20 protein-coding genes and 2 pseudogenes are annotated in these 24,189 nt (G+C 64.5%); 10 read left to right on the top strand and 12 right to left on the bottom strand.

All coding sequences use genetic code 11. From position 1 onward, the window contains the following. Window positions 1–46 precede the first annotated feature (46 nt). From QQK95_RS13935 to QQK95_RS13920, 4 genes are all read right to left on the bottom strand, one after another. Complete coding sequence (locus tag QQK95_RS13935; protein ID WP_284273281.1) at window positions 47–1,477, bottom strand: sensor histidine kinase; 1,431 nt, start codon at window positions 1,475–1,477, stop codon at window positions 47–49. Further along, window positions 1,474–2,148: a response regulator transcription factor gene (locus QQK95_RS13930; RefSeq protein ID WP_284273279.1), complete on the bottom strand. Its 675-nt coding sequence runs from the start codon at window positions 2,146–2,148 to the stop codon at window positions 1,474–1,476. The genes QQK95_RS13935 and QQK95_RS13930 overlap by 4 nt, the downstream gene beginning before the upstream one ends. A gap of 49 nt (window positions 2,149–2,197) precedes the next feature. After that, window positions 2,198–2,584 carry a hypothetical protein gene (locus tag QQK95_RS13925; protein ID WP_284273277.1) on the bottom strand — a complete coding sequence of 129 codons (387 nt, stop codon included), beginning with the start codon at window positions 2,582–2,584 and terminating at the stop codon, window positions 2,198–2,200. 177 nt (window positions 2,585–2,761) lie between these two features. Beyond that, window positions 2,762–3,379: an outer membrane protein gene (locus QQK95_RS13920; RefSeq protein WP_284273275.1), complete on the bottom strand. Its 618-nt coding sequence runs from the start codon at window positions 3,377–3,379 to the stop codon at window positions 2,762–2,764. A 441-nt stretch (window positions 3,380–3,820) separates the two neighbouring features. Here QQK95_RS13920 and QQK95_RS13915 point away from each other — a divergent pair, with 441 nt between their 5' ends. After that, window positions 3,821–4,084, top strand: coding sequence for a DUF6460 domain-containing protein (locus QQK95_RS13915; protein WP_284273273.1), 264 nt, complete (start codon window positions 3,821–3,823; stop codon window positions 4,082–4,084). A 13-nt stretch (window positions 4,085–4,097) separates the two neighbouring features. Here QQK95_RS13915 and QQK95_RS13910 read toward each other — a convergent pair whose 3' ends face one another. Beyond that, a complete protein-coding gene (locus QQK95_RS13910; protein ID WP_284273271.1) occupies window positions 4,098–5,000 on the bottom strand; it encodes a histone deacetylase family protein in 903 nt (300 codons plus the stop codon). Between the two features lie 131 nt (window positions 5,001–5,131). Here QQK95_RS13910 and QQK95_RS13905 point away from each other — a divergent pair, with 131 nt between their 5' ends. Further along, a complete protein-coding gene (locus QQK95_RS13905) occupies window positions 5,132–6,472 on the top strand; it encodes an MATE family efflux transporter (protein ID WP_284273269.1) in 1,341 nt (446 codons plus the stop codon). On the opposite strand, the gene QQK95_RS13900 is transcribed toward QQK95_RS13905, so the two are convergent. Further along, a complete protein-coding gene (locus tag QQK95_RS13900) occupies window positions 6,465–7,544 on the bottom strand; it encodes a quinone-dependent dihydroorotate dehydrogenase (RefSeq protein ID WP_284273267.1) in 1,080 nt (359 codons plus the stop codon). The genes QQK95_RS13905 and QQK95_RS13900 overlap by 8 nt on opposite strands. After that, window positions 7,541–7,891 (bottom strand): DUF952 domain-containing protein, encoded by a 351-nt coding sequence (locus tag QQK95_RS13895; RefSeq protein ID WP_284273265.1) that lies wholly within the window; start codon window positions 7,889–7,891, stop codon window positions 7,541–7,543. The genes QQK95_RS13900 and QQK95_RS13895 overlap by 4 nt, the downstream gene beginning before the upstream one ends. 107 nt (window positions 7,892–7,998) lie before the next feature. Between QQK95_RS13895 and QQK95_RS13890 the strand changes: the two genes are divergently transcribed. Beyond that, window positions 7,999–8,433 carry a hypothetical protein gene (locus QQK95_RS13890; RefSeq protein ID WP_284273262.1) on the top strand — a complete coding sequence of 145 codons (435 nt, stop codon included), beginning with the start codon at window positions 7,999–8,001 and terminating at the stop codon, window positions 8,431–8,433. 182 nt (window positions 8,434–8,615) lie between these two features. Next, the gene (locus tag QQK95_RS13885) at window positions 8,616–9,275 is read left to right on the top strand and encodes a response regulator transcription factor (RefSeq protein WP_284273260.1); all 660 of its coding nucleotides are present in this window, start codon (window positions 8,616–8,618) and stop codon (window positions 9,273–9,275) included. Window positions 9,276–9,292: 17 nt separating this feature from the next. On the opposite strand, the pseudogene QQK95_RS13880 reads toward QQK95_RS13885, so the two are convergent. Further along, a pseudogene (locus QQK95_RS13880) lies at window positions 9,293–10,752 on the bottom strand (MFS transporter). A gap of 142 nt (window positions 10,753–10,894) precedes the next feature. On the opposite strand from QQK95_RS13880, the pseudogene QQK95_RS13875 reads away from it, so the two are divergent. After that, window positions 10,895–11,804 (top strand): annotated as a pseudogene (locus QQK95_RS13875) (LysR family transcriptional regulator). 38 nt (window positions 11,805–11,842) lie between these two features. On the opposite strand, the gene QQK95_RS13870 reads toward QQK95_RS13875, so the two are convergent. Further along, window positions 11,843–13,117: an MDR family MFS transporter gene (locus QQK95_RS13870; RefSeq protein WP_284273258.1), complete on the bottom strand. Its 1,275-nt coding sequence runs from the start codon at window positions 13,115–13,117 to the stop codon at window positions 11,843–11,845. Between the two features lie 143 nt (window positions 13,118–13,260). Next, on the bottom strand, window positions 13,261–13,917 hold the full coding sequence (locus QQK95_RS13865) for an O-methyltransferase (protein ID WP_284273229.1): 657 nt from the start codon (window positions 13,915–13,917) through the stop codon (window positions 13,261–13,263). 92 nt (window positions 13,918–14,009) lie between these two features. Here QQK95_RS13865 and QQK95_RS13860 point away from each other — a divergent pair, with 92 nt between their 5' ends. Then, on the top strand, window positions 14,010–14,645 hold the full coding sequence (locus tag QQK95_RS13860) for a TetR family transcriptional regulator (protein WP_284273228.1): 636 nt from the start codon (window positions 14,010–14,012) through the stop codon (window positions 14,643–14,645). 33 nt (window positions 14,646–14,678) lie between these two features. On the opposite strand, the gene QQK95_RS13855 is transcribed toward QQK95_RS13860, so the two are convergent. Beyond that, a complete protein-coding gene (locus tag QQK95_RS13855) occupies window positions 14,679–18,188 on the bottom strand; it encodes a PAS domain-containing hybrid sensor histidine kinase/response regulator (protein ID WP_284273226.1) in 3,510 nt (1,169 codons plus the stop codon). Between the two features lie 261 nt (window positions 18,189–18,449). Here QQK95_RS13855 and mscL point away from each other — a divergent pair, with 261 nt between their 5' ends. Beyond that, complete coding sequence (gene mscL, locus QQK95_RS13850) at window positions 18,450–18,869, top strand: large conductance mechanosensitive channel protein MscL (RefSeq protein ID WP_027047745.1); 420 nt, start codon at window positions 18,450–18,452, stop codon at window positions 18,867–18,869. A 206-nt stretch (window positions 18,870–19,075) separates the two neighbouring features. Continuing rightward, on the top strand, window positions 19,076–20,242 hold the full coding sequence (locus QQK95_RS13845) for a pyridoxal phosphate-dependent aminotransferase (protein ID WP_284273224.1): 1,167 nt from the start codon (window positions 19,076–19,078) through the stop codon (window positions 20,240–20,242). A 44-nt stretch (window positions 20,243–20,286) separates the two neighbouring features. Here the strand turns inward: QQK95_RS13845 and hemA are convergent, their stop codons facing one another. Next, on the bottom strand, window positions 20,287–21,564 hold the full coding sequence (hemA, locus tag QQK95_RS13840) for a 5-aminolevulinate synthase (RefSeq protein ID WP_284273222.1): 1,278 nt from the start codon (window positions 21,562–21,564) through the stop codon (window positions 20,287–20,289). A gap of 278 nt (window positions 21,565–21,842) precedes the next feature. Here hemA and galE point away from each other — a divergent pair, with 278 nt between their 5' ends. Then, a complete protein-coding gene (gene galE, locus QQK95_RS13835) occupies window positions 21,843–22,838 on the top strand; it encodes a UDP-glucose 4-epimerase GalE (RefSeq protein WP_284273219.1) in 996 nt (331 codons plus the stop codon). A gap of 100 nt (window positions 22,839–22,938) precedes the next feature. Continuing rightward, window positions 22,939–24,189, top strand: coding sequence for a D-amino acid dehydrogenase (locus tag QQK95_RS13830; RefSeq protein WP_284273217.1), 1,251 nt, complete (start codon window positions 22,939–22,941; stop codon window positions 24,187–24,189).

Raw genomic sequence — 24,189 nt, 5'->3', positions numbered from 1 at the left:
ATCGACATGGCGCCTTTCGGCCGGCCGACGCGATGGGCTCGGCACGTCACGAACGCACCGGCAACTCCATGCGGATGCGGGCGCCGCGCCATGAGCCCGTCAGGATGCGGATCGTCCCGTCATGCAGCAGCGCGATCTGCCGCGCGAGGTTCAGCCCCAGCCCCGCGCCGCGCGACTGCGGTTGCAAGCGGTAGAAGGGCTCGAACACGTTCTCGCGCTCTTCCGCGGGAATGCCCGGCCCTTCGTCGCGCACCTCGATGCCGCCGGCCTCGTCGATGGCGATCGTGATCGTGCCGCTGCCGCCGCCATGCTCGATTGCGTTGCGCACGAGGTTGGCGAGCGCCCGCTCGATCTGCAGGACATTGATCTCTACTCGGGCCTTGTTTGGCGACGGCTCGAAGGCGAGGTCATAGCCAGCCTCGATGGCGAGCGGTGCGAAGTCGGCCGCCACCCGGCTGACGAGATCGTCGAGATCGACGACCTGGCGCTGGTCCGACGGGCGGTCGAGCAACTGGTGGTCGAGCAGCTGCTGGGCAAGATGCGACAGGCGTTCGATGTCACGCAGCAGGCGCGAGCTCTGCGGCTCCTGCTTCAGCAATTCGGCGCGCGTGCGCAGGATGGCGATCGGCGTGCGCAGTTCATGCGCCGCGTCGGTGAGGAAGCGGTTGTGGCGGTCGTAGCCCTGGGCGAGGCGGGCAAGCGCCTCGTTGAAGGCGTGCACGAGTGGAGCGATTTCCTGTGGCACTTGCTTGACCGGCAATTGCATGGCCCTGGTGCCGATGTCGATTCGCGCCGCCTGGCGGACCGTTTCGACAAGGCCGGCAAAGGAACGGCGCACCACGGCTGGCGTCGTCACCAGCGTCGTCGCGCCCATGACGACGGTGATGGGCAAAAGCAGGATCGCGATGACGAGCGCGAGCGCCGGCAGGGCGCGCTCCCAGTTCCTGCTGCCGTCCGGATTGCGGGCGACTTCGACGGTGGCCGAGATGTTGATCTCGAGGCCGTCGGTTTGCTGGCGCGACGACTGCGTCGCGGCGATGATCTGCACAGTGCCGGCCCTGGTCGAAGCGTTTTCAATGTACGCTTCCGGCCGCATGTCCTTGTCGGAGAACCCGATCGTGGCGTGATCGGCCCCGCCAAGCACTTCGCCGAAGCCCTTGGTGTAGATGTCGGGTATGTTGCCGGCACGGACGCTCTCGCCATTGCCATCGCGAACCAGGTACCAGACATTGGGGAAGCTCACGCGAAACGCTGTGAGTTCTTCCGTTTCACGCACGATCAGCCTGCCGTCCTTGTCCCGGTCGACGGCATCCTTGACGGCCGCGACGGCGGCCTCGTTGTCGATCAGCAAGCTCGGATTGGCGATCCAGAGCGCTGCCACGCAAAGCACGATGAAGATGAGGAGCGTCGCCGCCTGCAGCAGGATCAGCCGCCGAACCAGGATCCATTGCAGCGAGCGTGTGCGGACCTTCTTCACGAGACCGCCCGCAAGAGATAGCCGAGGTTGCGGATCGCCCGGATCTCGATGCCGGCGGCGACATCGTCGAGCTTGCGGCGCAGCCGCGAAATATGCGCATCGAGCGCATTGGAGCCGATCTCGTCGTCGAGCGCGTAGACGGCCTCTTCAAGCGCGCCGCGCATGATGGTCCGGCCCGGCCGGCGGATCAGCGTTTCAAGCACCAGCCTTTCGCGCCGCGGCAGATCGAGCGCCTGGTCCTCGACCAGCGCCTCGCGATGGCGGAAATCATAGGTGAGGCGGCCGACCATCGTCTGGTTGGCGCGCGAGGTGAACGAGCGCCGGTGCAAGGCATGAAGCCGCGCGACGAGTTCCACCGTGGCGAAGGGCTTGACCATGTAATCGTCGGCGCCGGCATCGAGCCCGGCGACCCGGTCGTCCAACCCACTCATCGCCGTCAATGCGATGACGGGCACATCCAGATGCAAGGCACGCAGGCGCGGTATGAGGCTGAGACCGTCGCCATCCGGCAGCCGGCGGTCCAGCACCACCGCGTCGTGATAGCCCAGGCGGGCCATCGCCTCGGCATCGGCCAATGTCGCGGCATGGTCGACGACGATGTCCACACGCTCGAGAGCGGCCTTCAGCACGGAGGCCATTTCCGGTTCGTCCTCGATCAACAGGACGCGCATGAATATTCTCCTTTATCCGCGGCCGGTCGGGGTCTGCGGCCGCGGCAATTCATTCGCATTCGAGCTTTGGCTGGCGGAAATTGGTGATGAACCAGCGGCCGCCGGAAGCGCGGGCATAGAATGTGTAGAAGCATTCCTGGCGCTCGATATAGCCGGGCGTCTCGGTCTCTTCATAGACGGTTCCGTGTTTTGTCTCGCGAACCTCGCCGCTCGATGTCCCGGAAACCGCCGACGTCGACACCTTGCGCCACTGATAGGCGCGCTCTCCCCGGCCAAGGTCGACGATCGCCGTTGGCGGACCATAATCGAGGACAACCGATTCGACCGGCTGCCCGACATAGTTCTTCATGATGTCGGAGGCACAGCCCGCGAGCGCGATTGCGATGAAGACGACCTTCGAGGCCCGTGTCAGGAGGCTGGCGCCAAGCGTGGACATATCGGAACAGATTCCCATAGTGAAGATTCACGCGCGGACCTAGATCGCGAAGATTGCATCGACATTGCAGCGAGGCGTGGGAAGGGGCGCCATCGCGGAAAAAGCCGCTGCGCGATGTATGTCCAGGCACCGGATTGCGCGATGCTCGGCGGCATCGCGCTATCCGGTTCGCCCGTACTAGAACCGGTAATTGATGCCGGCCTTCAGTTCATGGCTGCCGATCGTCGTCTTCGACGTGCCAAGAGCCGATGTCGTCTCGACGCCGGGGGTGCGGACATAGTCGTACTCGACCTTGGCGGACAGCCCGCCGGCGAAGCCCTGCTCGATGCCGGCGCCCAGAAGATAGCCGACCTTCCATCCATCGACGCTGCTGACGTTGTCGCTCTTGTCGAATTTGGTCAGGGCAACGCCGCCGGTGCCAAACAGCAGCGTCTGGTCGAAGCTCAATCCTGCCTTGGCCTTGGCGGCACCGCGCCATTTCTCCTTGATCTTGCCGCCTTGGACATCGTGTTCGGCGCCACCCAGATAGGAGCCTTCGATCTCGGCGCCGAGAACTGCGGGACCCATCTGCTGGTTGTAGCCGGCCTGGACGCCGCCGCTGAAGCCATTGCGGCCTGCAAACGGGTTTGGCATTCCGGTGAATGCCGTGCCGCCATGGACGCCGACATAGGCGCCGCTCCACTGGAAGGCGGGCGGCTCGTTGTAGGTGGGTGAAAGGTCGGCGGCCATCGCCGGCCCGAGAAGGCAATAGGCGAGGCTAGCCGCCGTCAGGACGATCTTTACTCGAGAGGACACAGCATTACTCCAGCACAAACGCGCATCCAGCAATCGACACGCAGGTTAACTCCCGGGGAGCTTGACCTTCGGGTGGCCGGGCTCCGGTTTGGTGTCTTTCAGGGATGGCAGCACGGTCCTGAAACTGGCGTTTGCCAGCAGTGGTAGGGGGGTCGGAGCGCCGCGCAACCAGTCACCTGAAAGACATCGACTGTCTCGCAGGTGAAAATTGCACGCACATTGCGTAGAATTGGAAAATCACGACTTTATGCTTTATTTTCAACAAATTAAAATGATTCTGTTTACCTATTTTTAAGAATTTCGGGCCGTCTGAGGCTCGGAGTCTCGAACACCTGTCGTGGGCTTTCCCGGGTACAAACCGCGCCGGCTTGATGGATGGCCGCCAAGCACGTATCTCTGGGCCGTGCCCATGAGTCCGGGCATCTCAATCGGGAGACGACCTTGTCCGCACTGACGCGCTTTCTCGGCGACTCGCCGCTCAGGGTGATCCTGAAGCTGCTGGTGGTGTCGTTCCTCGTCGGCCTTGTCATGAATGCCTTCGGCTGGTCGCCGATGGACGTCTTCTACGGCATCCAGAAGTTCTTCATCGACCTCTGGAACCTGGGCTTCCACGCCATTGACCGCTTCCTCGGTTACATCCTGCTTGGTGCCGCGATCGTCGTGCCGGCTTTCATCCTGATCAGGATCGCCAACTATCGGAAATGACTTTTAGAGGAATCTAGGCGTAGGCCGACGCGACCTCGAACAGGATGGCGTGCCGTGCGGCAAGGGCCGGCACATCCGTGGAGTAGCCGCCGCCGATGACGCCGCACACCGGAATGCCGAGCGCACGAAACTGGCCGATGACCATCTCGTCACGGGCGCGCAGGCCGTCATTGGAAAGCGCCAGCCTGCCAAGCCGGTCCTCGGCATGGACGTCGACGCCGGCATTGTAGAAAACGATGTCCCAGCGCGCCCGGGCCGACAGCTCCGGCAGGATCGTGGCCAGCCTCCGGAGATAGGCGGCGTCTCCGGTGCCGTCCGGAAGCGCGATGTCGAGATCGGAGGCGATCTTGCGCACGGGATAGTTGCGCTCGCCATGCATGGAGAAGGTGAACACAGCTGGCTCGTCGCCCAGAATATCCGCCGTGCCGTCGCCCTGATGCACGTCGAGATCGACGACCAGGATGTCTTGTGCGGCACCCTCATCGAGCAGCACCAGCGAGGCCACGGCGACGTCGTTGAAGGTGCAGAAGCCGGCGCCTTGCGCGCGCCGCGCATGATGGCTGCCGCCTGCTGTGTTGCAGGCGATGCCGTGGCGCAAGGCGAGCCGCGCCGCCAGTATCGTGCCGCCGGTGGCAAGCTGCGCGCGCAGCGAAACGCGCGGGCCTACCGGGAAGCCGATCTCGCGTTCGATTTTTTCCGGCACCGAACAATTGATGACCTGGTCGACATAGTCGGCCGCATGGGCAAGCTTCAGCCATGACGCCGGTGCCGGGTCCGCGGTGTTGAGCGCATCAGGCCCGGCCAGCCCGCGTGCGAGCAAGGCCTCCATCAGCAACGGGTACTTGCTCATCGGGAAGCGATGGTTGGTGGCAAAGCCGGCGTCGTAGTCGGGGTGGTGGACGATCTGCAAGGCCATGAACGGAATCCAGCGGCTTCGCGCCAGACCGGGATTTCGGTTGGCCATCGGGAAGAATGATTGCGCGGTGGCCGGAAAATGGGGCACATCGGCTCTTCGATCAAGCCGCAAATCAGCAAGGCCGCAATCCCTTGGACAAGGGCGCAACTCTAGCCGACGCCAGAGCTTTTGTCGTCACCAACCGTTCCGTGCTCGCCATAGCGGTACCGATGACGCTCGCCTATCTGACCACGCCGATGCTCGGCCTTGTCGATACGGCTGTCGTCGGCCAGTTCGGCGACGCGGCTCTTCTCGGCGGCCTTGCGGCGGGCGCGCTTGTTTTCGACGTCGTCTTCACCAGCTTCAATTTCCTGCGTTCGGGCACCACCGGCCTCGTCGCCCAGGCTTTCGGACGTGGCGACGCGCTGGAGGAGCAGGCGGTGTTCTGGCGCGCCGTGCTGATCGCGGTCGTTGCCGGCATCGTGCTGGCGGCGCTTTCGCCGCTGATCGCCATCGGCGGCCAGTGGTTCATGGGCGCCGAACCGCGCGTCAGCGAAGCGATGGGCGTCTACATCAGGATCAGGCTGCTTGCCGCGCCGTTCTCGCTGATCAACTACGCCATTCTCGGCTATGTGTTGGGGCGTGGCGAGGGCGGGCTCGGCCTGGTGCTGCAGCTGGTGCTCAACGGCATCAACATAGCGCTCTGCTTCCTGCTTGGCCTGGAGCTTGGCTGGGGTGTTGCCGGCGTCGCCTGGGCGACCGTCACCGGCGAATTCCTGGCCATGCTGCTTGGTCTCGCCATCGTGATCCGCCGCTTCCGCGCGACCCCGCCCTTGCCGCGCCATCGGCTGCTCGACATGGCCGCCTTCCTGCGCATGCTGTCGCTCAACCGCGATATCATGATCCGCTCGTTCTCGCTGCTTGCCGCCTTCGCGCTGTTCACCCGGCAGGGCGCGCAGTTCGGCACGGTGACGCTCGCAGCCAACGCCGTTTTGATGAACTTCTTCCTTGTCGCCGGCTATTTCCTCGATGGTTTTGCCACCGCAGCCGAACAGCTCGCGGGCCGCGCCGTCGGCGCGCGCGCCGAGCAACCCTTCCGCCAGGCGGTGCGGCTGACCTTGTTCTGGGGGTTAGGGCTGGCCGGCGCCGCGACCCTGGTGCTGCTGTCCGCAGGCGCCGATCTGGTCGCCATCGTCACGACCTCGCAGGAGGTGCGCTCGGTGGCCGACATCTACTTACCCTGGGCGGCGTTCACTGCACTGAGCGGCGTGCTGGCGTTCCAGATGGATGGCGTCTTCATCGGCGCGACCTGGTCACGCGACATGCGCAACATGATGCTGCTGTCGTTCCTGGTCTTTGCCGTCGCGCTGCTGACGCTGGCGCCCGCCTTCGGCAATCACGGCCTGTGGGCGGCGCTGCACGTTTTCCTGCTGGCCCGGGGTTTCAGCCTGCTCACGATTTTGCGGCTGCGGGTGCGGACGGCGTTCAGCTGAGCGGCTTGGACGCCCACCGATCAAGGTGGCTGTCGCGCAGTTCGCGAATGGACTTCAGCCGCTCCGTCTCGCAAAAGCGTGCCATGCCGGCGACGATACGGCCCGGCAGCGCGGGCCCGGCATAGATCATGCCGGTGTAGATCTGCACCAGATCGGCCCCGGCGCGGATTTTCTCCAGCGCGGTCTCCGCGGAATCGACGCCGCCGACGCCGACTATGGCGATGCCCGGGCCGACCAGCTTGCGCATCTTCGCCAGCACGACCGTCGAGCGCTCGAACAGCGGTTTTCCCGAAAGGCCGCCGGTTTCGCGTGCAACGTCGCCGCTGCGCAGCGGCGGCCGCGAAATAGTGGTGTTGGAGACGATGATGCCGTCGATCCGTTTTTCAACGACCTCGGCGGCGATGTCCTCCAGCTCGGCCTCGACCAGATCCGGCGCGATCTTGAGGAAAAGGGGCGGCTGGGCTGCGGCCGACGCACGCGCGGCCATGGCACGCGACAGAAGTTCGCCGAGCTGCTCGCGCGCCTGCATGTTGCGCAGGCCGGGCGTGTTGGGCGAGGAGATGTTCACGGTCAAATAGCTGGCGTAGCGCGCGAAAAGCGCGACGCCGCGCTCATAGTCGCCAATGCGGTCGGCGCTGTCCTTGTTGGCGCCGATGTTGACGCCGACGATGCCGGAACGTCCTCTGCGCGCGGCAAGGCGTTTTTCAGCCGCCGCATGGCCTTCATTGTTGAAGCCCAGCCGGTTGATCACCGCTTCGTCCGCCGTCAGCCGGAAGATGCGCGGCTTCGGGTTGCCGGCCTGTGGCAGCGGCGTGATGGTGCCGACCTCGGCAAAGCCGAAGCCGAGGCCAAGCAGCGCGTCGGGCACTTCGGCGTTCTTGTCATAGCCCGCCGCCATGCCGAGCGGGTTGGGGAAATCGAGGCCGCAGAGGCTGACCATCAGCCTGGCGTCGCGCACTGTCCGCGCGCCGGCCGGCAGGCCGCAGCGTAGCGCGGCGATCGACAGGCCGTGCGCGGTTTCCGGATCGAAGGTGAACAGCAGCTTCTGGCCGAGCCGGTCGAGCACGCTCATTGCCCCTCCAGCGGCGGGAATTGATGCGCGCCATCGGCACCGAGCGGCAGCGGCCGCACCCATTTGACGGCTTTCAGCTCCAGCACGCCGTAGAGATGCGGAAACAGCGCGCCGCCGCGCGAAACCTCGTATTTCAGCGCATCGCCCAGGCTGGCGCCATCGATGGCGACCAAAAGAAGGTCTGTCTGGCCGGAAAAATGCTTTGCCGCGGTTTCCCGGACCTGCGCTGCCGTGGAGAAATGGATGAAGCCGTCGGCGATGTCGATCGGCGCGCCGGTGAATCGGCCACTGGCTTCGGCCTCGCGCCAAGGCGCTTGCGGGGTTATCTTGTAGATAAACTGAGACATGGTTGCGCTATAGTCCGAACCAGTCGTGCGGGGAAGGCCACGCCAAGGGTCTTCCCCATTTCCGGCGCAAACATGCGATATTTCAGGCCTTGGCCATGGAGGACAACATGCGTCTGCAACACATCTTGATCCCCGCCGCGCTGGTTTCACTGGTCGCGGCCTCAGCCTATTCGGAAGAAACCGATCGCTACCGGCTGGAAAAATCCGCCAACGGCTATGTCCGCATGGACACGCAGACCGGTGCGATGTCGATCTGCGAGGAACGCTCGGGCCAGCTCGTCTGCAAGGTTGCGGCCGACGAACGCGCCGCTTTCCAGGACGAAATCGATCGCCTGCAGACCTCGATGAAGGCAATGGACGAGCGCGTCACCAAGCTGGAGAATTCGCTCTCCGCCCGCCTCGAATCGAAACTGCCGAGCGAGGAGGATTTCAACAAGACGATGAGCTACATGGAGCGCTTCCTGCGCGGCTTCATGGGTATCGTCAAGGATATGGACAAGGACAATGGCGGCGGCGCCCAGCTCAATTCGCAGAAGACCTGAGCTTCCGACAGCGCCGCGCGTCCTTTTGGACGCGCAAAGGACGCCGTAGTACTTTGATTTTGCGAAGTAGGGAAAACGCGGCGCGCTGGTTTTGCCGCTTGAAAACAGCGCGCGGCCCCTCATAATCGTCCGACTGGTCCCGAAAAGCTTAAAAATCATCGACGGGATTCGGGGAGGAACATTTGCCGTCAGGCTATTCTTTCGTCATCGCCGACGATCACCCGCTGTTTCGCGGCGCGCTGCGCGAAGCGCTTGCCGGCATCGGCAATGTCGCCGCCATTCACGAGGCCGGTGATTTCGAAAGCGCCAAGGCATTGGTCGTGGCCAATGAGGATGTCGATCTGGTGCTCCTCGATTTGTCGATGCCGGGCGCCAGCGGCCTCTCCGGCCTGATCTCGCTGCGCGGCATTCATCCTGCGGTGCCGCTTATCGTGGTCTCGGCGCATGACGACCCGGCGACCATCCGGCGCGCGCTCGATCTTGGCGCATCCGGCTTCATATCCAAATCGGCCAGCATGGAGGAGATCCGCGACGCCGTGCAATCGGTGCTGGCCGGCGACATCGCGGCGCCCGTCGGCGTCGATCTCGGTGTCGAGCGCGATCCCGAAATATCGGATCTGATCAAGCGGCTGCAGGCGTTGACGCCGCAGCAGACCCGCGTGCTCGGCATGCTGGCTGAAGGCTTGCTCAACAAGCAGATCGCCTATGAGCTCGGTGTTTCCGAGGCGACGATCAAGGCGCATGTCTCGGCCATCCTGCAGAAGCTCGGCGTCGACAGCCGCACCCAGGCGGTGATTCTTCTGTCCAAGATCGGCAGCGACCCGTTGCAGACCAACAACTGAATGTCTGCGTCGCCCGTTCAATCCGGACACTGGACCTCTGCGCGCCCCGGCCGGGCGCTGAAGCTCACGAAGCTGATGGCGGCCACGATCCAGACGCCGATGCCGCCATAGAGCATCACCCGGGGTTGGGATTTCCGGCGGCGATCCCGTCGGCGAAGAGACGCAGCTGGCCGGCGTCGAGGTCGGGCAGCGCTGTGCGCAGATGCGCCAGCACGCCGCTCGCCAGGATAAAGCCCATCAGCGCTATGTTCACCGCCAGCGAAACCATGCGGGCGCTCATGTCGATGCCCGAGGCCATGCCCGCCCGATCGCTCGAAACGGAGCCTGTCGTCGTGTTGGTGACGGGCGTGTTGGTGATCCCAAGACCGGTTCCGGCGATCAGGCAGCCGGGCAGCATCGTCAGCCAATCCGGCCGCGCGGCGGCGCTGCCGAGCTTCATCAGGATGAAACCGACGCCGATGATGGCGAGCCCCGCCGGAATGATGATGCCGGGCTGGTAGCGCAGCGAAAGCCGCTCCGCCAAGGGCGGCATGACGAGCGTCGGCAGCGTGTAGGCAAGCAAGGCCAGACCGGTGGAGACGCTGTCATAGCCGAGCCCGGCATGGAACCAGATCGGCAGGTAGATCATGAACGGCCAATAGGAGAGGTTCATCGCCGCCGAACCGGCGATCGCGCCGGAAAACGGCCGGATCCGGAAGACCGAGAAGTCGAACATCGGACGCTTGCTGACCCGCTCGGCGATGAGGAAGGCGATGAAGCTCGCAACGGAGATGCCGAGGATCGACAGCGCCGCCGGACTGGCGAAACCGAGATCCGGTCCCTGCGTGATGTAGAAGACCAGGCAGAAGACCGACGGCGACAGCGTCACGATGCCGGCCAGGTCGAGCTTACCCGCCTGCGGGTCCTTCGATTCGTGGACGCCTGTCCAGGCCAGCACGAACGCCCCGGCCGCTGCCGGCACGTGGACAAGGAACACCCATTCCCAGCTCGAGGCCGCGACGATGCCACCGCCGATGATGGGGCCGAAGCCGAGGCCGACACCGAAGATGACGCCCCACCAGCCCCAGGCGACGGCGCGCTCACGCCCTTCCCTGAATTCGTGCGACAGCACGGCGAGCTGGCAGATCAGCATTGCGCCGCCGCTCAAACCCTGCAGGAACCTGGCGATGATCAAGGTCGATACGTCGTCCGCCAGGCCGCAGATCAGCGATGTCAGCCCGAAGGCGGCGATGGAAACCAGGAAGACGCGCTTGCGTCCATAACGGTCCGCGATGGTGCCGACCGCCATCAGCACGGTGGTGACCGCGATCGTGTAAGCGTTCATCACCCATTGCAATTGCCTGAAGTCGGCATGCAGTTCTTGCTCCAATGTCGGCAGGATGGTGGGAACGCTTGAGATCTCCAGCCCGAACATCAGGCACGCCAGGCAGGCGGCAGACAGAACGACGATGCCTCGACGGGTCAGGGCAGTAGGCATGATTCAACCTTTCGATCTGTGGACGGCACCGGCAGGCCCGCAAGGGCGGCTCGCTGGAGCTGATGACCAGGGTAGGCGAGGCTTGATCATTTTGGAATTGCATGGTTGGCTATTTCAGAAACAACAAAACGAGATAGCTGACATGACGCTGGACGTAGATGCGGTAAAAGCTTTCGTCGCCGTCGCCGAGCTGCGCAGTTTTACCCGCGCGGCCGAGGCGCTTGGCAGCACCCAAGGTGCAATCAGCGTCAAGTTGAAGCGACTTGAGGATCGGGTGGGGCAGAAGCTGATCGAGCGGACGCCGCGATTGGTGCGCCTTTCAGGGCGTGGTGCGGTGTTCCTCGAACCGGCGCGCGAGCTGCTCGCCGCGCACGACCGTGCCGTCGCCAGTCTCGCCGCCGTTCGCCGCCGCTTTCGGCTGGGCATTGCCACCCATGTCGGCGGTGCCGAAGTGCCGACCTTGCTGGCGCGCCTCAATGCGCATGATCCGGCCTTGACCATCGAGGTGCGGCTCGACGATACGCGCGAGTTGATCGCTGCGTTCGATCGTGGCGACCTCGATGCCGCGATCGTCCGGCGCGAGGACGACCGCCGCGACGGGGAGGTGCTGGCGCCCGAACATTTCGGCTGGTACGCCACGCCGGATTTCGTCTACCGCGCCGGCGAGCCACTGCGGCTGGCGGCCTCCGCGCCTTCCTGCAGCATCCGCGACGTCATCACCGGCACTCTCGATGCGGTTGGAATACCGTGGACGCAGGTTTTCCTCGGCTGCGGCTCCTTCGCCGTTGCCGAGGCCGTTTTCCGCCGGCCTCGCAGCCGGGGCCTTCTCGTCTCGCCTGGTTCCACCCGGCACCATCGAGGTCAGCCGTAAATTCGGCCTGCCGCCGCTGCCGGCGTCGGAGATCATGCTCTTGTCCACGCTCTCGGACGCTCAATCGCGCGATGCATTGCGCACCCTTGCCATGGCCTTTCGCGAGCATCGTCCGTCGCCGGCGGCCAACGGCGCGAAGCCCCGGTTCCGCAATTCGCGGATGGTCGACAGTCTCGTCTGAGGCTGTCGACCCGGGTTTGCGCGATGACGCCGAATGTCTCAGCGATAGTTTTCGACGGCTGAGCCCAGTTGCGGCGCGGCATCCTCCTCGATCGGCCGCGAAGGATTGCGCGCGCGGCCGATGGCGGCGCCAAGGCCGAGCGATGCGATCGCCACCAGCGGAATGCCGGCGATCCAGGGCAGGCGCGGCGCCAGCGCGTAGAGCGCCGTGCCGATCGAAGGCCCAAGCGAGTCCTTGAGGTCGACCGCCACCGACGAAGCCGCCATGTAGGAGGCGCGTCGAGCGGGCGGCGCCAGCGCATTGACGGCGGTCGGCACCAGTGGCCCTGCCAGCATCTGCGCGATCGAGCACAGGCTGACGGCTCCGATGAGCGCCAGCATCGCCGGCGAGGCGGCAAGCAGCGCAAAGGCGAGGATCGTCGCAAGGCCGGCACCGACTGTCAGCCACAGCGCCGATCGTGCCTCGACCATGCGGCTGACCAGCATCTGCAGGCCGACCGTCAGCGCGGCGGCATAGGCGAACAGCGCGCCGACGCCGGTTGGCGTCAGCGTCCCGGCATCTTGCGCGTAAAGCGGGATCACCGCCTCGATCCAGTTGCCGGCGACCTCGAACAGCACGACCCAGAGCAGGAGCTTGGCCAGCCGGCCGTCGCGGAACGCCGGGAGCAGCGCGGACAGGCCTTCCTCTTCGTCTTCATCGTCGTGGGGATCGTCGCCCGTGGCGCGGCCGGTGCCGATCGTCTCGGTGAGGGCGAAGAACATCACGATGCCGCCCAGCACAAGCATCGTGCCGCCAGCGAGGAAAACGCTGCGCAGCGACATGAGCGCAAGCAGGGCGCCACAAGCCGGTCCCAGGATCTGCCCGGCGCTTGAACTCACGCGCGCCAGGCTGAACCAGCGCGGATGGGCGGATGGCGCGGTCACGTCGGCGATCGCGGTCAGGATCGTCGGATGAAGCACCGACTCGCACATGCCGGTCAGAGGCAGAACGAGCGTGGTAACGGCGACGCCGTGCACGAAGAAGAGGGCCAGGAAGCCGGCGCCGACGCCGAGCGACGAGGCAATCAGCACTGGCCGCCGGCCGACCCGGTCGGCGATGCCGCCGATCAGCGGCGCCGCCAGAAGTTCGCCGCCGGCATAGCAGCCGAACAGCAGGCCGATCGCGCCAACGGGAATGCCCGCCTCGCTGCTCGCCCAGAGCGGAAAGAAAGGCACGAGCGCGCCATCGGCGAAACCGGCGCAGAAGAACAGCAGAAGCCCCAACAGGGCTGGGCGCGGGGCTGCGCGCCAGGAGGAAAGAAGCGTGTTGATCATGACGTCACCTGCGCATGCTGGCCTCGACTGTCGTTGTCGAAGGCCCGGGGTTTGCGCGTTGATTGACGTAAACGCCTACGGCCGCCTGGAGCGACATGGAGATTTGAGCCGCGTGGTTGAATCCCCTGCGGCGATGGAAGCGTTCAGCCGAGCCGCACGGACAATTCGACGTCCTCGCCGAACGGCGTGGACATGTAGCCCGACGCCGGCGAACGCACCCGTTCGAGATATTCGGGCGAGAAATCGGCATTGTCGGCGATGACCAGCGCACCCGGCCTGAGCCGGCTCTCGACCAGGCTTAGGATCTCCGGATAGATCGCCTTGGCGCCGTCGAGCAGCAAAAGGTCGATCGTCTCAGGCAGGTCGGCGCTCAGCGTTTCAAGCGCGTCTCCCTCGCGGATCTCGACCAGGTCGATGAGGCCGCCCTCGGTCAGATTGGCCTTTGCGCGCATCACCTTGGACGGTTCGAATTCGGTGGTGATCAGGCGGCCGCCGCCATTGTCGCGCAGCGCTGCCGCAAGATAGAGCGTCGAGATGCCGAACGAGGTGCCGAACTCCATGATGATGCGCGCGCCGCTGCTGCGCGCCAGCATGTAGAGCAGCGTGCCGGTCTCCGGCGAGATCGCCAGCCAGAGGTCCTTCAGCCGTCCGTAGAAATCGACATATTCGGTCTTGCTGTTGAGCAGGCGGGAGCGCTCTTCGTGCGAGAGTGCCGCCGCCGCAGGACTGGTCGCGGCATTGGCTTCCTCGTACAGACGGGCGAGCAGGGGGGCCAGCGGGGCATTGGTCAGCGTCGTCATGGAAGTCTCCGGTCGAAATGGCTGCGTCTTGTGTTGTGCCGAAAAATACGAATAATCCTTCAGGTTTCCAATTCGCATTGCCGGGCCGAGACATGACCGGACGCTCAAGTCCTTTGATTTCCTCACGAAAACAGCCCAAACAGGCTCGTGCCACGGACCTTGTCGCGGCGATTTTGCACGCGGCTGTTCAGGTTTTGGAGAAGGAAGGAGCGCAGCGTTTCACCACCACGCGCGTTGCGGAAAAGGCCGGGGTCAGCGTCGGCTCGCTCTATCAATATTTCCCCAACAAGGCCGCACTTCTGTTCCGGCTGCAGAGCGACGAATGGCAGCAAACCACCGACCTGCTGTGCCGAATTCTCCAGGAGGTCGAGAAGCCGCCGCTCGAACGGCTGCGTCTCCTGGTGCATGCCTTTCTCCGCTCGGAATGTGAAGAAGCGGCGGTGCGCGGCGCGCTCGACGATGCCGCGCCGCTTTATCGGGACGCACCAGAGGCTCAAGAGGCGAGGGCTTCGGCGGAGCGCACGGTCGAGATATTCATGCGGGAAACACTGCCCGAGGCCCCGGATGCCACCCGGGCCTTGGCTGGCGAACTGATCATGACGATGCTCAGCGCGGCGGGACGGGATTTTTCGGCAAGCCCGCGAATGCCGGCGGAGATCGAGACCTATTCCGACGCGATAGCCGATATGTTCTGCGCCTACCTCAGGAGTCTGGGGCACGGGGCCTGAGATCGCCAGTCGTGGCCGGCCGGTCCGTTGGCGTCACTCCGCCGCCGATGCCAGCGGCCTGACCCTGGCCATCATCGAGCGCAGCACCGCCGGTTTCAGCGGCTTGTTGATCACCGCAATCTCGAGCCCGGCCGCCGCCGCCCGCACCTCGTTGGACCGGTCGGCGGTGACCAGCACGGCGGCCACGTCGTTACCATGGGTCGCCCGCAGCCGGGCGATGATGTCCAGGCCGGTTTCGCCGTCGAGATGGTAGTCGGCAAGCACGATATCCGGGCGGTGTATTGCAGCGTTCTCCAGATCGCGTGAGCCGGACACCGTGTCGACCTTGCATCCCCAGCCTTCGAGCAACAGCCGCATGCCCTCGAGGATGCGGGCGTCATTGTCGATACAGAGCACATGCAGGCCGGCGAGCGAAGCCGCGGCACGGGCTGGAGCCTTGGTTTCGACCTCGCGTCGCGGCTCCTGCACCGCCGCGACGGGCAGGATGACGGAAAAGCGCGTGCCCTTGCCCGGATTGGAGAAGATGCGGATTTCCAGCCGAAGCACCCGGGCGATACGGTCGACGATGGAGAGGCCAAGGCCGAGCCCTTCGGCTTCGCGCGCGCCTTCATCGAGCCGGGTGAACTCATGGAAGACCGTGTTCAGCTTCTCGCCGGCAATGCCGATGCCGGTATCGATCACCTGGATTTCCGCCAGTTCGCCGCGCCGCCGCACGCCGACCAGGATGCGGCCCTGGCGGGTATATTTGATCGCGTTGGAGACGAGGTTCTGGATCAGCCGGCGCAGCAGATTGCGGTCGGTCACCACCGTCAGCGACGATGGCATGATCGTCAGGCCGAGCTTTTTCTCGGCGGCCATTGGCCGAAAATCATTGCCGATCTGGCGCAGCAATCCGTCGAGGTTGAAGGCGGTATCGTCCGGCTTCATCGCGCCGGCATCGAGGCGCGAGATGTCGAGCACGGCGCCCAAAATGGTCTCGACCGATTCCAGCGAGGATTCGATGTTGATGGCCGCCTTGCCGGCCGGTCCCTTGCCGGCCTTCTCGATCAGCGAGGAGCAATAGAGCCGGGCGGCGTTTAAGGGTTGGAGGATGTCGTGGCCGGCGGCGGCGAGGAAGCGCGTCTTGCCGAGATTGGCCTCCTCGGCCAGCATCTGCGCCTGCGCCAGTTCCTCGTTGACCCGGGTCAACTCCTCGTTGACCCTGGTCAGCTCGATGGTGCGGGTTTTCACGCGCTGCTCCAGCGATTCGTTGGCGCGCTTCAGCGCCAGATCCTGTTCGACGCGCCCCGAAATGTCGGCATAGGTGGCGACGATGCCGCCATCCGGCATCGGATTGGAGCGCAGCTCCAGGATGCGGCCGCTGGTCTTCAGTTCCATCTGCCAGGGGCTGACGAAGCTGGTCAGCCGGTTGAGCATCGTCACGCGCTGGTCGGCGGGGATGTCGCCGCGCGCGGCGAGATGGCGCAGGATCTGGTCGAGCGAGACGCCGACCTGACCCATCTCGTCGGGCAGGTCGAACAGCGTCCGGTATTGGCGGTTCCAGCAGATCAGGCGGAAATCCCGGTCGAAGACGGTGATGCCTTGCTCCATCTGGTCAAGCGCGATCTGCAGGAGGTCGCGATTGTGCTGCAGCGCCTCGGTGGCGTCATCGAGCAGGCGGAAGGCATCGCGGGATTCGCGGTCATGGCGCCGGAAGAGCAGCGACAGGATCAGCCGCGCCGAGGAGGAGCCGACGGCGCTGGCCAAAAGCTGCTCGGAGAAGCGGATGACGTCCATGCTCGCCTGTTCCTTGCCGTGCAGCGAGGTGCCGTTGGTCTTCTCGAACGACTGGAAGGAACGCTCGGTGCGCTCGACGCCGAGGTAGCGCGCGATCGCGTCCTTGAGGTCGTTGACGGTGATGGCGGTGCGGAAGCGGCGCAGGCTCGGCATCGGACCGGCATCCCTCGGCACGAAGATCGACGCCTGGATGCGCTCCAGCGGCACCGACGCGCGCGACAGCGAACCAAGGACGAAGAACAGCGTGTTGATCGACAGGCTCCACAACACGCCGTGGTTCAGCGGTTCGGCCACCGTGCCGAACAGGGCTTGCGGGCGCAGCGCCTCGAAGCCGAAGAGCCCGTGCACGACGATGTCGGTGTCGGGCGCGACAAGCGAGGGCAGGAGCAGCGTGTAGCCCCAGACGATGATGCCGGCGACCATGCCGAGCGCGGCACCCCTGCCATTGGCGCCGCGCCAGATCAGCCCGCCGATCAGCGCCGGCGCGAACTGCGCGATGGCCGCGAAGGACATCAGCCCGATCGACGACAGCCGCGCGCTGTTGGTGCTTTGGCGGTAGTAGAGGAAGGCGATGAACAACAGGATGAAGATAGCCCCGCGCCGCACATTGAGGATGAGCGTCGACCAGTCCTCGTTCTCGGAGGTCGAGGTCTTGAGCAGGCGGCGCACGAACAGCGGAATGACGAGGTCGTTGGAGATCATGATCGAGAGCGCCACGCTTTCGACGATCACCATGGCCGTTGCCGCCGACAGGCCGCCGATGAAGGCCGCCATTGCGAGCACGTCGTGGCCGCTGAACAGGGGCAGCGACAGCACGTAGAGATCGCTGCTGGTGCCGGTGCCGACCAGCGACAGGCCGGCAAAGGCGATCGGCAGCACGAACAGGTTGATCGCCACGAGGTAGAGTGGAAACACCCAGGTCGCGGTGCGCAGCTCGGCTTCGCCGCGGTTCTCGACAATGGTGACGTAGAACTGCCGCGGCAGCATGACGATGGCAAAGCCGCTCAAGGTGGTCAGCACCAGCCAGGTGGCGAGCGAGGTGTTGTAGCCCATCGCCTGGCGCACCTGTCCATTCTGCGCCAGCTTGGCGAACATGTCGCCCGGGCCGCCGAAGATCAGGAAGGTGACCATCAGGCCGATCGCCAGGAAGGCGGCGAGCTTGACCACGGTTTCGACCGCCACCGCCAGCACCAGCCCGTCCTGATGCTCGGTGGCGTCGGCGTGGCGGGTGCCGAACAAGACGGCAAACAAGGCCAGCAGCATGGCGACGACCAGCGATATGTCGCTGACGAACGGATCGAAGGAAGGGGGCGATCCCGTATAGTGCTCGACCATCAGGCTGACCGAGCCGGAAATCGCCTTCAGCTGCAGCGCGATATAGGGAACCGCCCCGATGGTGGCGATCAGCGTGGCGATCGCCGCGACGGTGAAGCTTTTGCCGTAGCGCGCGCCGAGGAAGTCGGCGATCGAGGTGATCTTCTCGGTCTTGGCCAGCCGCACGATGCGGTTGAGCAGCGGAAAGCCGAACACGAACACCAGCACCGGGCCGGTATAGATGCCGAGGAATTCGAGGCCGCGTTCGGAGGAGAGGCCGACCGAGCCGAAGAAGGTCCACGAGGTGCAATAGATGGCCAGGCTGAGTGCATAGATGAAGGGTCGCGCACGACCAGGCCCGGAGATGGCCGAGCGGCGGTCGCCCAGGCTGGCGATGGCGAACAGCAACGTCACATAGGCGATCGCGATGAAGACGATGAACAAGCCTTGCACGCCTGGAATTTCCTCCTCTGCCGTCTTTCCATCCGGCTTACTCGAACGCAATCACAGCTTGGGCCTGGAGTCCATTGCGGCTTTGGCAGCATGAGCGGGTGCAAGATTCAGGAGGAAGTTCGTATTGCCGTCACGGAAGGAGAAAGCGGTTGCTTTCTCCTTTTTGCCCATGTTGCAACTTCAGGTTTTTGTTATGTTGTCGCCGGGTCGATGCCGCAAGGACGGAACGGCAGCGCGGCTGGTCATGACAAGGAGGGTCGAATGCTGAAAGAATTCCAGGAATTCATTTCCAAGGGTAATGTGATGGACTTGGCCGTCGGCGTCATCATCGGCGCTGCGTTCGGCAAGATCGTCACTTCGCTGGTCGACGATGTCATCATGCCTTTCATCGGCGCGCTCGGAGGGGTCGATTTCAACAACTACTTCATTGGCCTGTCGCACAATGTGACGGCCACCAATCTGGAAGATGCGCGCAAGCAAGGTGCGGTCTTCGCCTATGGCAGCTTCATCACGGTGGCGTTGAATTTCCTGATCATCGCCTTTGTCATTTTCCTGATGGTCAAGGGGGTGAACAATCTGCGCCGGCGGCTCGAGCGCGAGAAGCCGGCTGCCCCGGCCGCACCGCCCCCCGCCGATGTCGCGCTGCTCACCGAAATCCGCGATCTGCTCGCCAAGCGATAGTTCAGCCAGCCATTGCTGGACCAAAACCCCGGTCGTTCGCGGCTGGGGTTTTCTGTTTTCGTATCTGGTAAAGAGCGGCAAGCCTAGAGCAATTCCAGGAAACGTATGAAACGGTTTTCCGTCCGGAGTTGCGTTAAAACAAAGAGTTGGAGCGGTTTGCGTTTCCGCGAAACGGTAAACTGCTCTAAGGGAAAACGGATCTGTACATGAGCCTGATCGATAGCTTTCGCGCCGAAGCCCGCGCCGCACCGGAAAGCGGCATTGTCGCCGTCGTCAACTACGGCCGCCTGCGCGAGGGGCTGATCCCGCTCTGGGCCGGCGAGGGCGACCTGCCGACACCCGCCTTCATCACCGATGCCGCGTCGAAGGCGCTGGCGGGCGGCGAGACGTTCTACACCTGGCAGAGGGGTATCCCCGATCTCAGGCAGGCGCTGGCACGCTACTATGCCAGGCATTTCGGCAAGACGTTCCCGGAGGAGCAATTCATCGTCACCGGATCCGGCATGCATGCCATCCAGATGTCCCTTACCGCCCTCGCCGGCGCTGGCGATGAGGTGATCTATCTCTCGCCCGCCTGGCCGAATTTCGACGCTGCTGCCGCCCTGTCAGGCGCCGTTCCGGTGCCGGTCACTCTCGATCATTCCGGCAATGGCTGGTCTTGCGACGTCGAGAAGATCGCCGCGGCGATCACGCCGCGCACCAGGGCGTTGTTCATCAACACGCCGTCGAACCCGACCGGCTGGACCGCCGATCACGAGACCTTGCAGGCGATCCTCGACCTGGCGCGCGCCAAGAACGTCTGGATCATCGCCGACGAGATCTATTCGCTGTTCCACTATGGTCATGGCCGTGCGCCATCCTTCCTCGACATCGCCACGGAGGAAGACCGCATCCTGTTCGTCAACTCCTTTTCCAAGAACTGGGCGATGACCGGTTGGCGTGTCGGCTGGATCAAGACGCATCCGAGCCTGCAGCAGGTGTTCGAGAACCTGATCCAATATTCGAATTCCGGCGTAGCCCAGTTCATGCAGCGCGGCGCGGTCGCTGCCCTTGACGAGGGCGATGGCTTCGTCGCCGAACAGGTGGAGCGGGCGAGGAAGGCGCGTGACCTGGTTTGCGGCATTCTCGGCGCCACCGGCCGCGCTCGGTTTACCGTGCCGCAGGGCGCGTTCTATCTGTTCTTCACCGTCGACGGCATCACCGATTCCCGCACCGCGGCCTTCGACATCGTCGACAAGGCCAATGTCGGCCTGGCGCCGGGCACCGCTTTCGGTCCCGGCGGCGAAGCCTTCCTGCGGCTGTGCTTCCACCGCCGCCTCGATCAACTCGAGGAAGCCGCGCACCGCCTGGCGAAATGGATGAAGACTGTCTAGTCGACATACGTCGGCCGACAGTCGAACAGAGTTTCAAACAGGCTTCAGCCGCCTGACTTGGGCACCAGCAGCGGAATGACCCGGTCGCTCTTGGCGACGGCGGGGCGTCCTGCCGAGCCGTAGGGAATGCCGAGCGCATCCCATGTCTCGACCAGCGCATCCTGCAGTTCGGCGATCAGTCGATCGGAATGGAACGGTGTCGGCGTGATGCGCAGCCGCTCGGTGCCGCGCGGCACGGTCGGGTAGTTGATCGGCTGGATGTAGATGCCGTGCACGCCAAGCAGGCGGTCGCTGGCCATCTTGCAGAGTTCCGGATCGCCGACCAGCAGCGGCACGATATGGGTTGGCGACTCCATCACCGGCAGGCCGGCCGCCGACAGGATCTGCTTGGTTCGGCTCGCCTGCTGCTGCTGGGCGTCACGCTCGGCCTGCGAGTGCTTGAGATGGCGGATCGAGGTGGTGGCCGCGGCCGCGATCGCCGGCGGCAGCGCCGTGGTGAAGATGAAGCCCGGCGCATAGGAGCGCACCGCGTCGATGACGGCACTGGTGCCGGTGATGTAGCCGCCCAACGTGCCGAACGCCTTGGCGAGCGTGCCTTCGATGATGTCGATGCGGTCGGCCAGGCCCTCGCGCTCGGTGATGCCGCCGCCGCGCGGTCCGTACATGCCCACCGCATGCACCTCGTCGATATAGGTCATGGCGTTGTAGTGCTCGGCGAGCTCGACGATCTCCCGGATCGGCGCGATGTCGCCGTCCATCGAATAGACGCTCTCGAAGACGATCAGCTTGGCGCGTTCGCGCCCCGCCGCCTGCAGCAGGTTCTCCAGATGCGCGACGTCATTGTGCCGGAAAATCTTCTTCTCTGCGCCGGAGCGCCTAACGCCTTCGATCATCGAGGCGTGGTTCAGTTCGTCCGAGATGATCAGGCAATTGGGCAGAAGCCGGGCAATGGTCGAGATCGAGGCTTCGTTGGAGACGAAGCCGGAGGTGAAGACCAGGGCCGCGTCCTTGCCGTGCAGGTCGGCAAGCTCATGCTCGAGCTCGACCAGCGGGTTGGAGGTGCCGGAAATGTTGCGGGTGCCGCCGGCGCCCGACCCCATCTTGCCGGCCGCGTCCTGGAACGCGGCGATGACGTCTGGATGCTGGCCCATGCCGAGATAGTCGTTGGAGCACCAGACGGTGATTTCCTCGGCGCGGCCGCCTGCGCGCCAGATGGCGCGCGGAAACTTGCCCGCGATACGCTCGAGGTCGGCGAAGACACGATAGCGACGCTCCGCGTGGAGCTGGTCGATCGCTTCTTCGAAGAACCGCTGGTAGTTCATGTCGGCTTCCCAATTTTGCGCGGGATCATAATCATTGGCCTATTGGTCGTCCACCGGGCCGTTTTGGTCAAAATGCCACGCCCCGCACCTGTTCCTAACGATCGCGGATCGTGGCCTATTCCCACCCCACGACACGCTTTGTGGATCACTTTTGTTTCAGCACGATGCCACATTTGGTGAACGCCGGTTACCGAGGGTTCTAATGGCCATATGGCAGGCTTTCCAGTAAGGCGGTGGTTGAGACAGTTTCCGATAAATCTTGAGATGCGAGGATGCGGATGACGGTTTTGGTGACAGGCGGCGCTGGCTATATCGGCAGCCACATGGTCTGGGAATTGCTGGATGCGGGCGAAAGCGTGGTCGTGCTCGACCGCCTTTCCACCGGCTTCGAATGGGCGGTGGCGCCGGAGGCAAAGCTGGTCGTCGGCGATGTCGCCGACAAGGAATTGGTCGGATCGATCATCCGGGAGAACAAGGTCGATGCCATCATCCATTTCGCCGGTTCCATCGTGGTCCCCGAATCGGTCGCCGACCCGCTCGCCTACTACGAGAACAACACCTCAAAGACGCGCACGCTGATTGAAACCGCGGTGCGCGAGGGCGTGCCGCATTTCATCTTTTCCTCGACCGCCGCCGTTTATGGCGGCGCCGGGCTGGAGCCGGTGCGCGAGGATGCCCGCCTGGCGCCGGAATCGCCCTATGGGCTGTCCAAGCTGATGAGCGAGTGGATGTTGCGCGATGCCGGCCTCGCGCACGACATCCGTTACACGGCGCTGCGCTATTTCAACGTCGCCGGCGCCGATCCCAGGGGTCGCACCGGCCAGTCGACGCCGGGCGCCACGCATCTCATCAAGGTTGCCTGCGAGACTGCGCTCGGCAAGCGCCCGTTCATGCAGGTGTTCGGCACCGATTACCCGACGCCGGACGGCACCTGCATGCGCGACTATATCCATGTCAGCGACCTGGCAGCCGCGCATCGCCTGGCGCTGCAGCGACTGCGCGCCGGGGGACAGAGCCTCGTCGCCAATTGCGGCTATAGCCATGGCTATTCGGTGCTTGAGGTCATCGACAGCGTTCGGCGCGCCTTTGGCCGCGATTTCGAGGTGAAGATGGGCGACCGGCGTCCCGGAGATGCCGCTGCGGTGGTCGCCAATTCGGACCTTGCCCGGGCGGAACTCGGCTGGACGCCGCAGCGCGACGATCTCGACCAGATCGTTGCCGACGCACTCGCCTGGGAGCGCATCCTGACCAGCAAGAACTCCGCGCGCGGCTGAGCCACCCCACAGGGCTCGCAAGGCGCGCGGCGACGCGCTATGGAAGGCATGCGCGGCAAGCATGGAGGCACCGCGCCGCCGAGAGCTTTTGGGGGATGGCATGAAGATAACGGTGCTCGGCGCCGGCGTTGTCGGTACGGCAGCGGCCTATTACCTGGCCGCCGACGGCCACGAGGTCACGGTGATCGAGCGCCATGCGGCGCCCGCGCGGGGCACCAGCCAATCCAATGCCGGCTTGGTTTCTCCGGGCGACGCCACCGCCTGGGCCTCGCCGGCCGCCTTGAAGACGTTCCTGCGCGGGCTCTACAATCATGATCTCGGCATCAAGGTGCGGCTGCGCTTCGATCCCTATTTCCTCGCCTGGAGCCTGCGTTTCCTGCGCCAATGCACGGTGGCCCGCCTGCGCGCCAACAGCCAGGTCAAGCTGCGCCTGGCGCTCTATTCGCGCGACTGCATCAACGCCATCTCGGCCGACACCGGCATCCACTATGACGAGCGTAAGAAGGGCATCCTGTATTTCTTCCGCTCGCAGCACAGTCTCGACACCGGCACCGACAATTACCGCTATCTGGCCGAGCATGGCCTGCCGATCGAGATCGTCGGCCGCGACCGGTTGGTCGAGCTCGAGCCGGGCCTTGCAGGGGTGAAGGAAAAGATCGCCGGCGGCGTCTATTCGCCGATCGACCAGACCGGCGATTCCCGGCAGTTCGTGGAAAAGCTTGCCGCCCATGCCGCCGAAAAGCTTGGCGTGAAATTCCTCTACGGCACGACCGTCGAGGGTCTCGATATCGAGGGCGACCGGGTGCGCGCGGTGATGACCTCGGCCGGACCGGTGACGGGCGACGCCGTCGTCATCTCCATGGGGCCGGAAAGCGGCCTGCTCGGCCGCCGCTACGGCATCGACCTGCCGGTCTATCCGGTGAAGGGCTATACGGCGACGATCCCGCTGGAAGATGAGAGCAAGGGTCCGACCATGGGTGGCGCCGACGAAGACCAGCTGATGGCCTATTCGCGGCTCGGCAACCGGCTGCGGCTGGCTTCGACCGCAGAATTCACCGGCTTCGACCGCACCTACAAACCCGGTGACTTTGCCACCATGTTCCGGACCGCCAGGGATCTCTTTCCCGGCGCCTTCGACGAGAAGAAGGCGGAGCTGTGGGCAGGGCTGCGGCCAATGATGCCGGGCTCCGTGCCGGTCATTGGGCAGGCACGCTACAAGAACCTCTATCTCGACACCGGCCACGGCCATGTCGGCTGGACCATGGCCTGCGGCTCGGGAAAATTCCTGGCCGACCTCGTTGCCGGCCGCAAGCCCGAGATCGATACGCAGGGACTGGTCTACGGAGGCTAG

Source organism: Mesorhizobium huakuii (genome assembly GCF_030160235.1).
In the GTDB taxonomy this organism is placed as follows: domain Bacteria; phylum Pseudomonadota; class Alphaproteobacteria; order Rhizobiales; family Rhizobiaceae; genus Mesorhizobium; species Mesorhizobium huakuii.
The sequence above is the reverse complement of the archived record's forward strand: the minus strand, read 5'-3'. Positions and strand labels throughout refer to the sequence as shown.

Bases quoted from the DNA above. Each gene is read 5' to 3' on its own strand.
- QQK95_RS13845 (WP_284273224.1), top strand. From the start codon at position 19,076: ATGAGCCTGATCGATAGCTTTCGCGCCGAAGCCCGCGCCGCACCGGAA.
- QQK95_RS13830 (WP_284273217.1), top strand. From the start codon at position 22,939: ATGAAGATAACGGTGCTCGGCGCCGGCGTTGTCGGTACGGCAGCGGCC.
- QQK95_RS13890 (WP_284273262.1), top strand. From the start codon at position 7,999: ATGCGTCTGCAACACATCTTGATCCCCGCCGCGCTGGTTTCACTGGTC.
- QQK95_RS13895 (WP_284273265.1), bottom strand. From the start codon at position 7,891: ATGTCTCAGTTTATCTACAAGATAACCCCGCAAGCGCCTTGGCGCGAG.
- QQK95_RS13900 (WP_284273267.1), bottom strand. From the start codon at position 7,544: ATGAGCGTGCTCGACCGGCTCGGCCAGAAGCTGCTGTTCACCTTCGAT.
- QQK95_RS13865 (WP_284273229.1), bottom strand. From the start codon at position 13,917: ATGACGACGCTGACCAATGCCCCGCTGGCCCCCCTGCTCGCCCGTCTG.
- QQK95_RS13860 (WP_284273228.1), top strand. From the start codon at position 14,010: ATGACCGGACGCTCAAGTCCTTTGATTTCCTCACGAAAACAGCCCAAA.
- QQK95_RS13910 (WP_284273271.1), bottom strand. From the start codon at position 5,000: ATGGCCTTGCAGATCGTCCACCACCCCGACTACGACGCCGGCTTTGCC.
- QQK95_RS13870 (WP_284273258.1), bottom strand. From the start codon at position 13,117: ATGATCAACACGCTTCTTTCCTCCTGGCGCGCAGCCCCGCGCCCAGCC.
- mscL (WP_027047745.1), top strand. From the start codon at position 18,450: ATGCTGAAAGAATTCCAGGAATTCATTTCCAAGGGTAATGTGATGGAC.
- hemA (WP_284273222.1), bottom strand. From the start codon at position 21,564: ATGAACTACCAGCGGTTCTTCGAAGAAGCGATCGACCAGCTCCACGCG.
- QQK95_RS13925 (WP_284273277.1), bottom strand. From the start codon at position 2,584: ATGTCCACGCTTGGCGCCAGCCTCCTGACACGGGCCTCGAAGGTCGTC.
- QQK95_RS13930 (WP_284273279.1), bottom strand. From the start codon at position 2,148: ATGCGCGTCCTGTTGATCGAGGACGAACCGGAAATGGCCTCCGTGCTG.
- galE (WP_284273219.1), top strand. From the start codon at position 21,843: ATGACGGTTTTGGTGACAGGCGGCGCTGGCTATATCGGCAGCCACATG.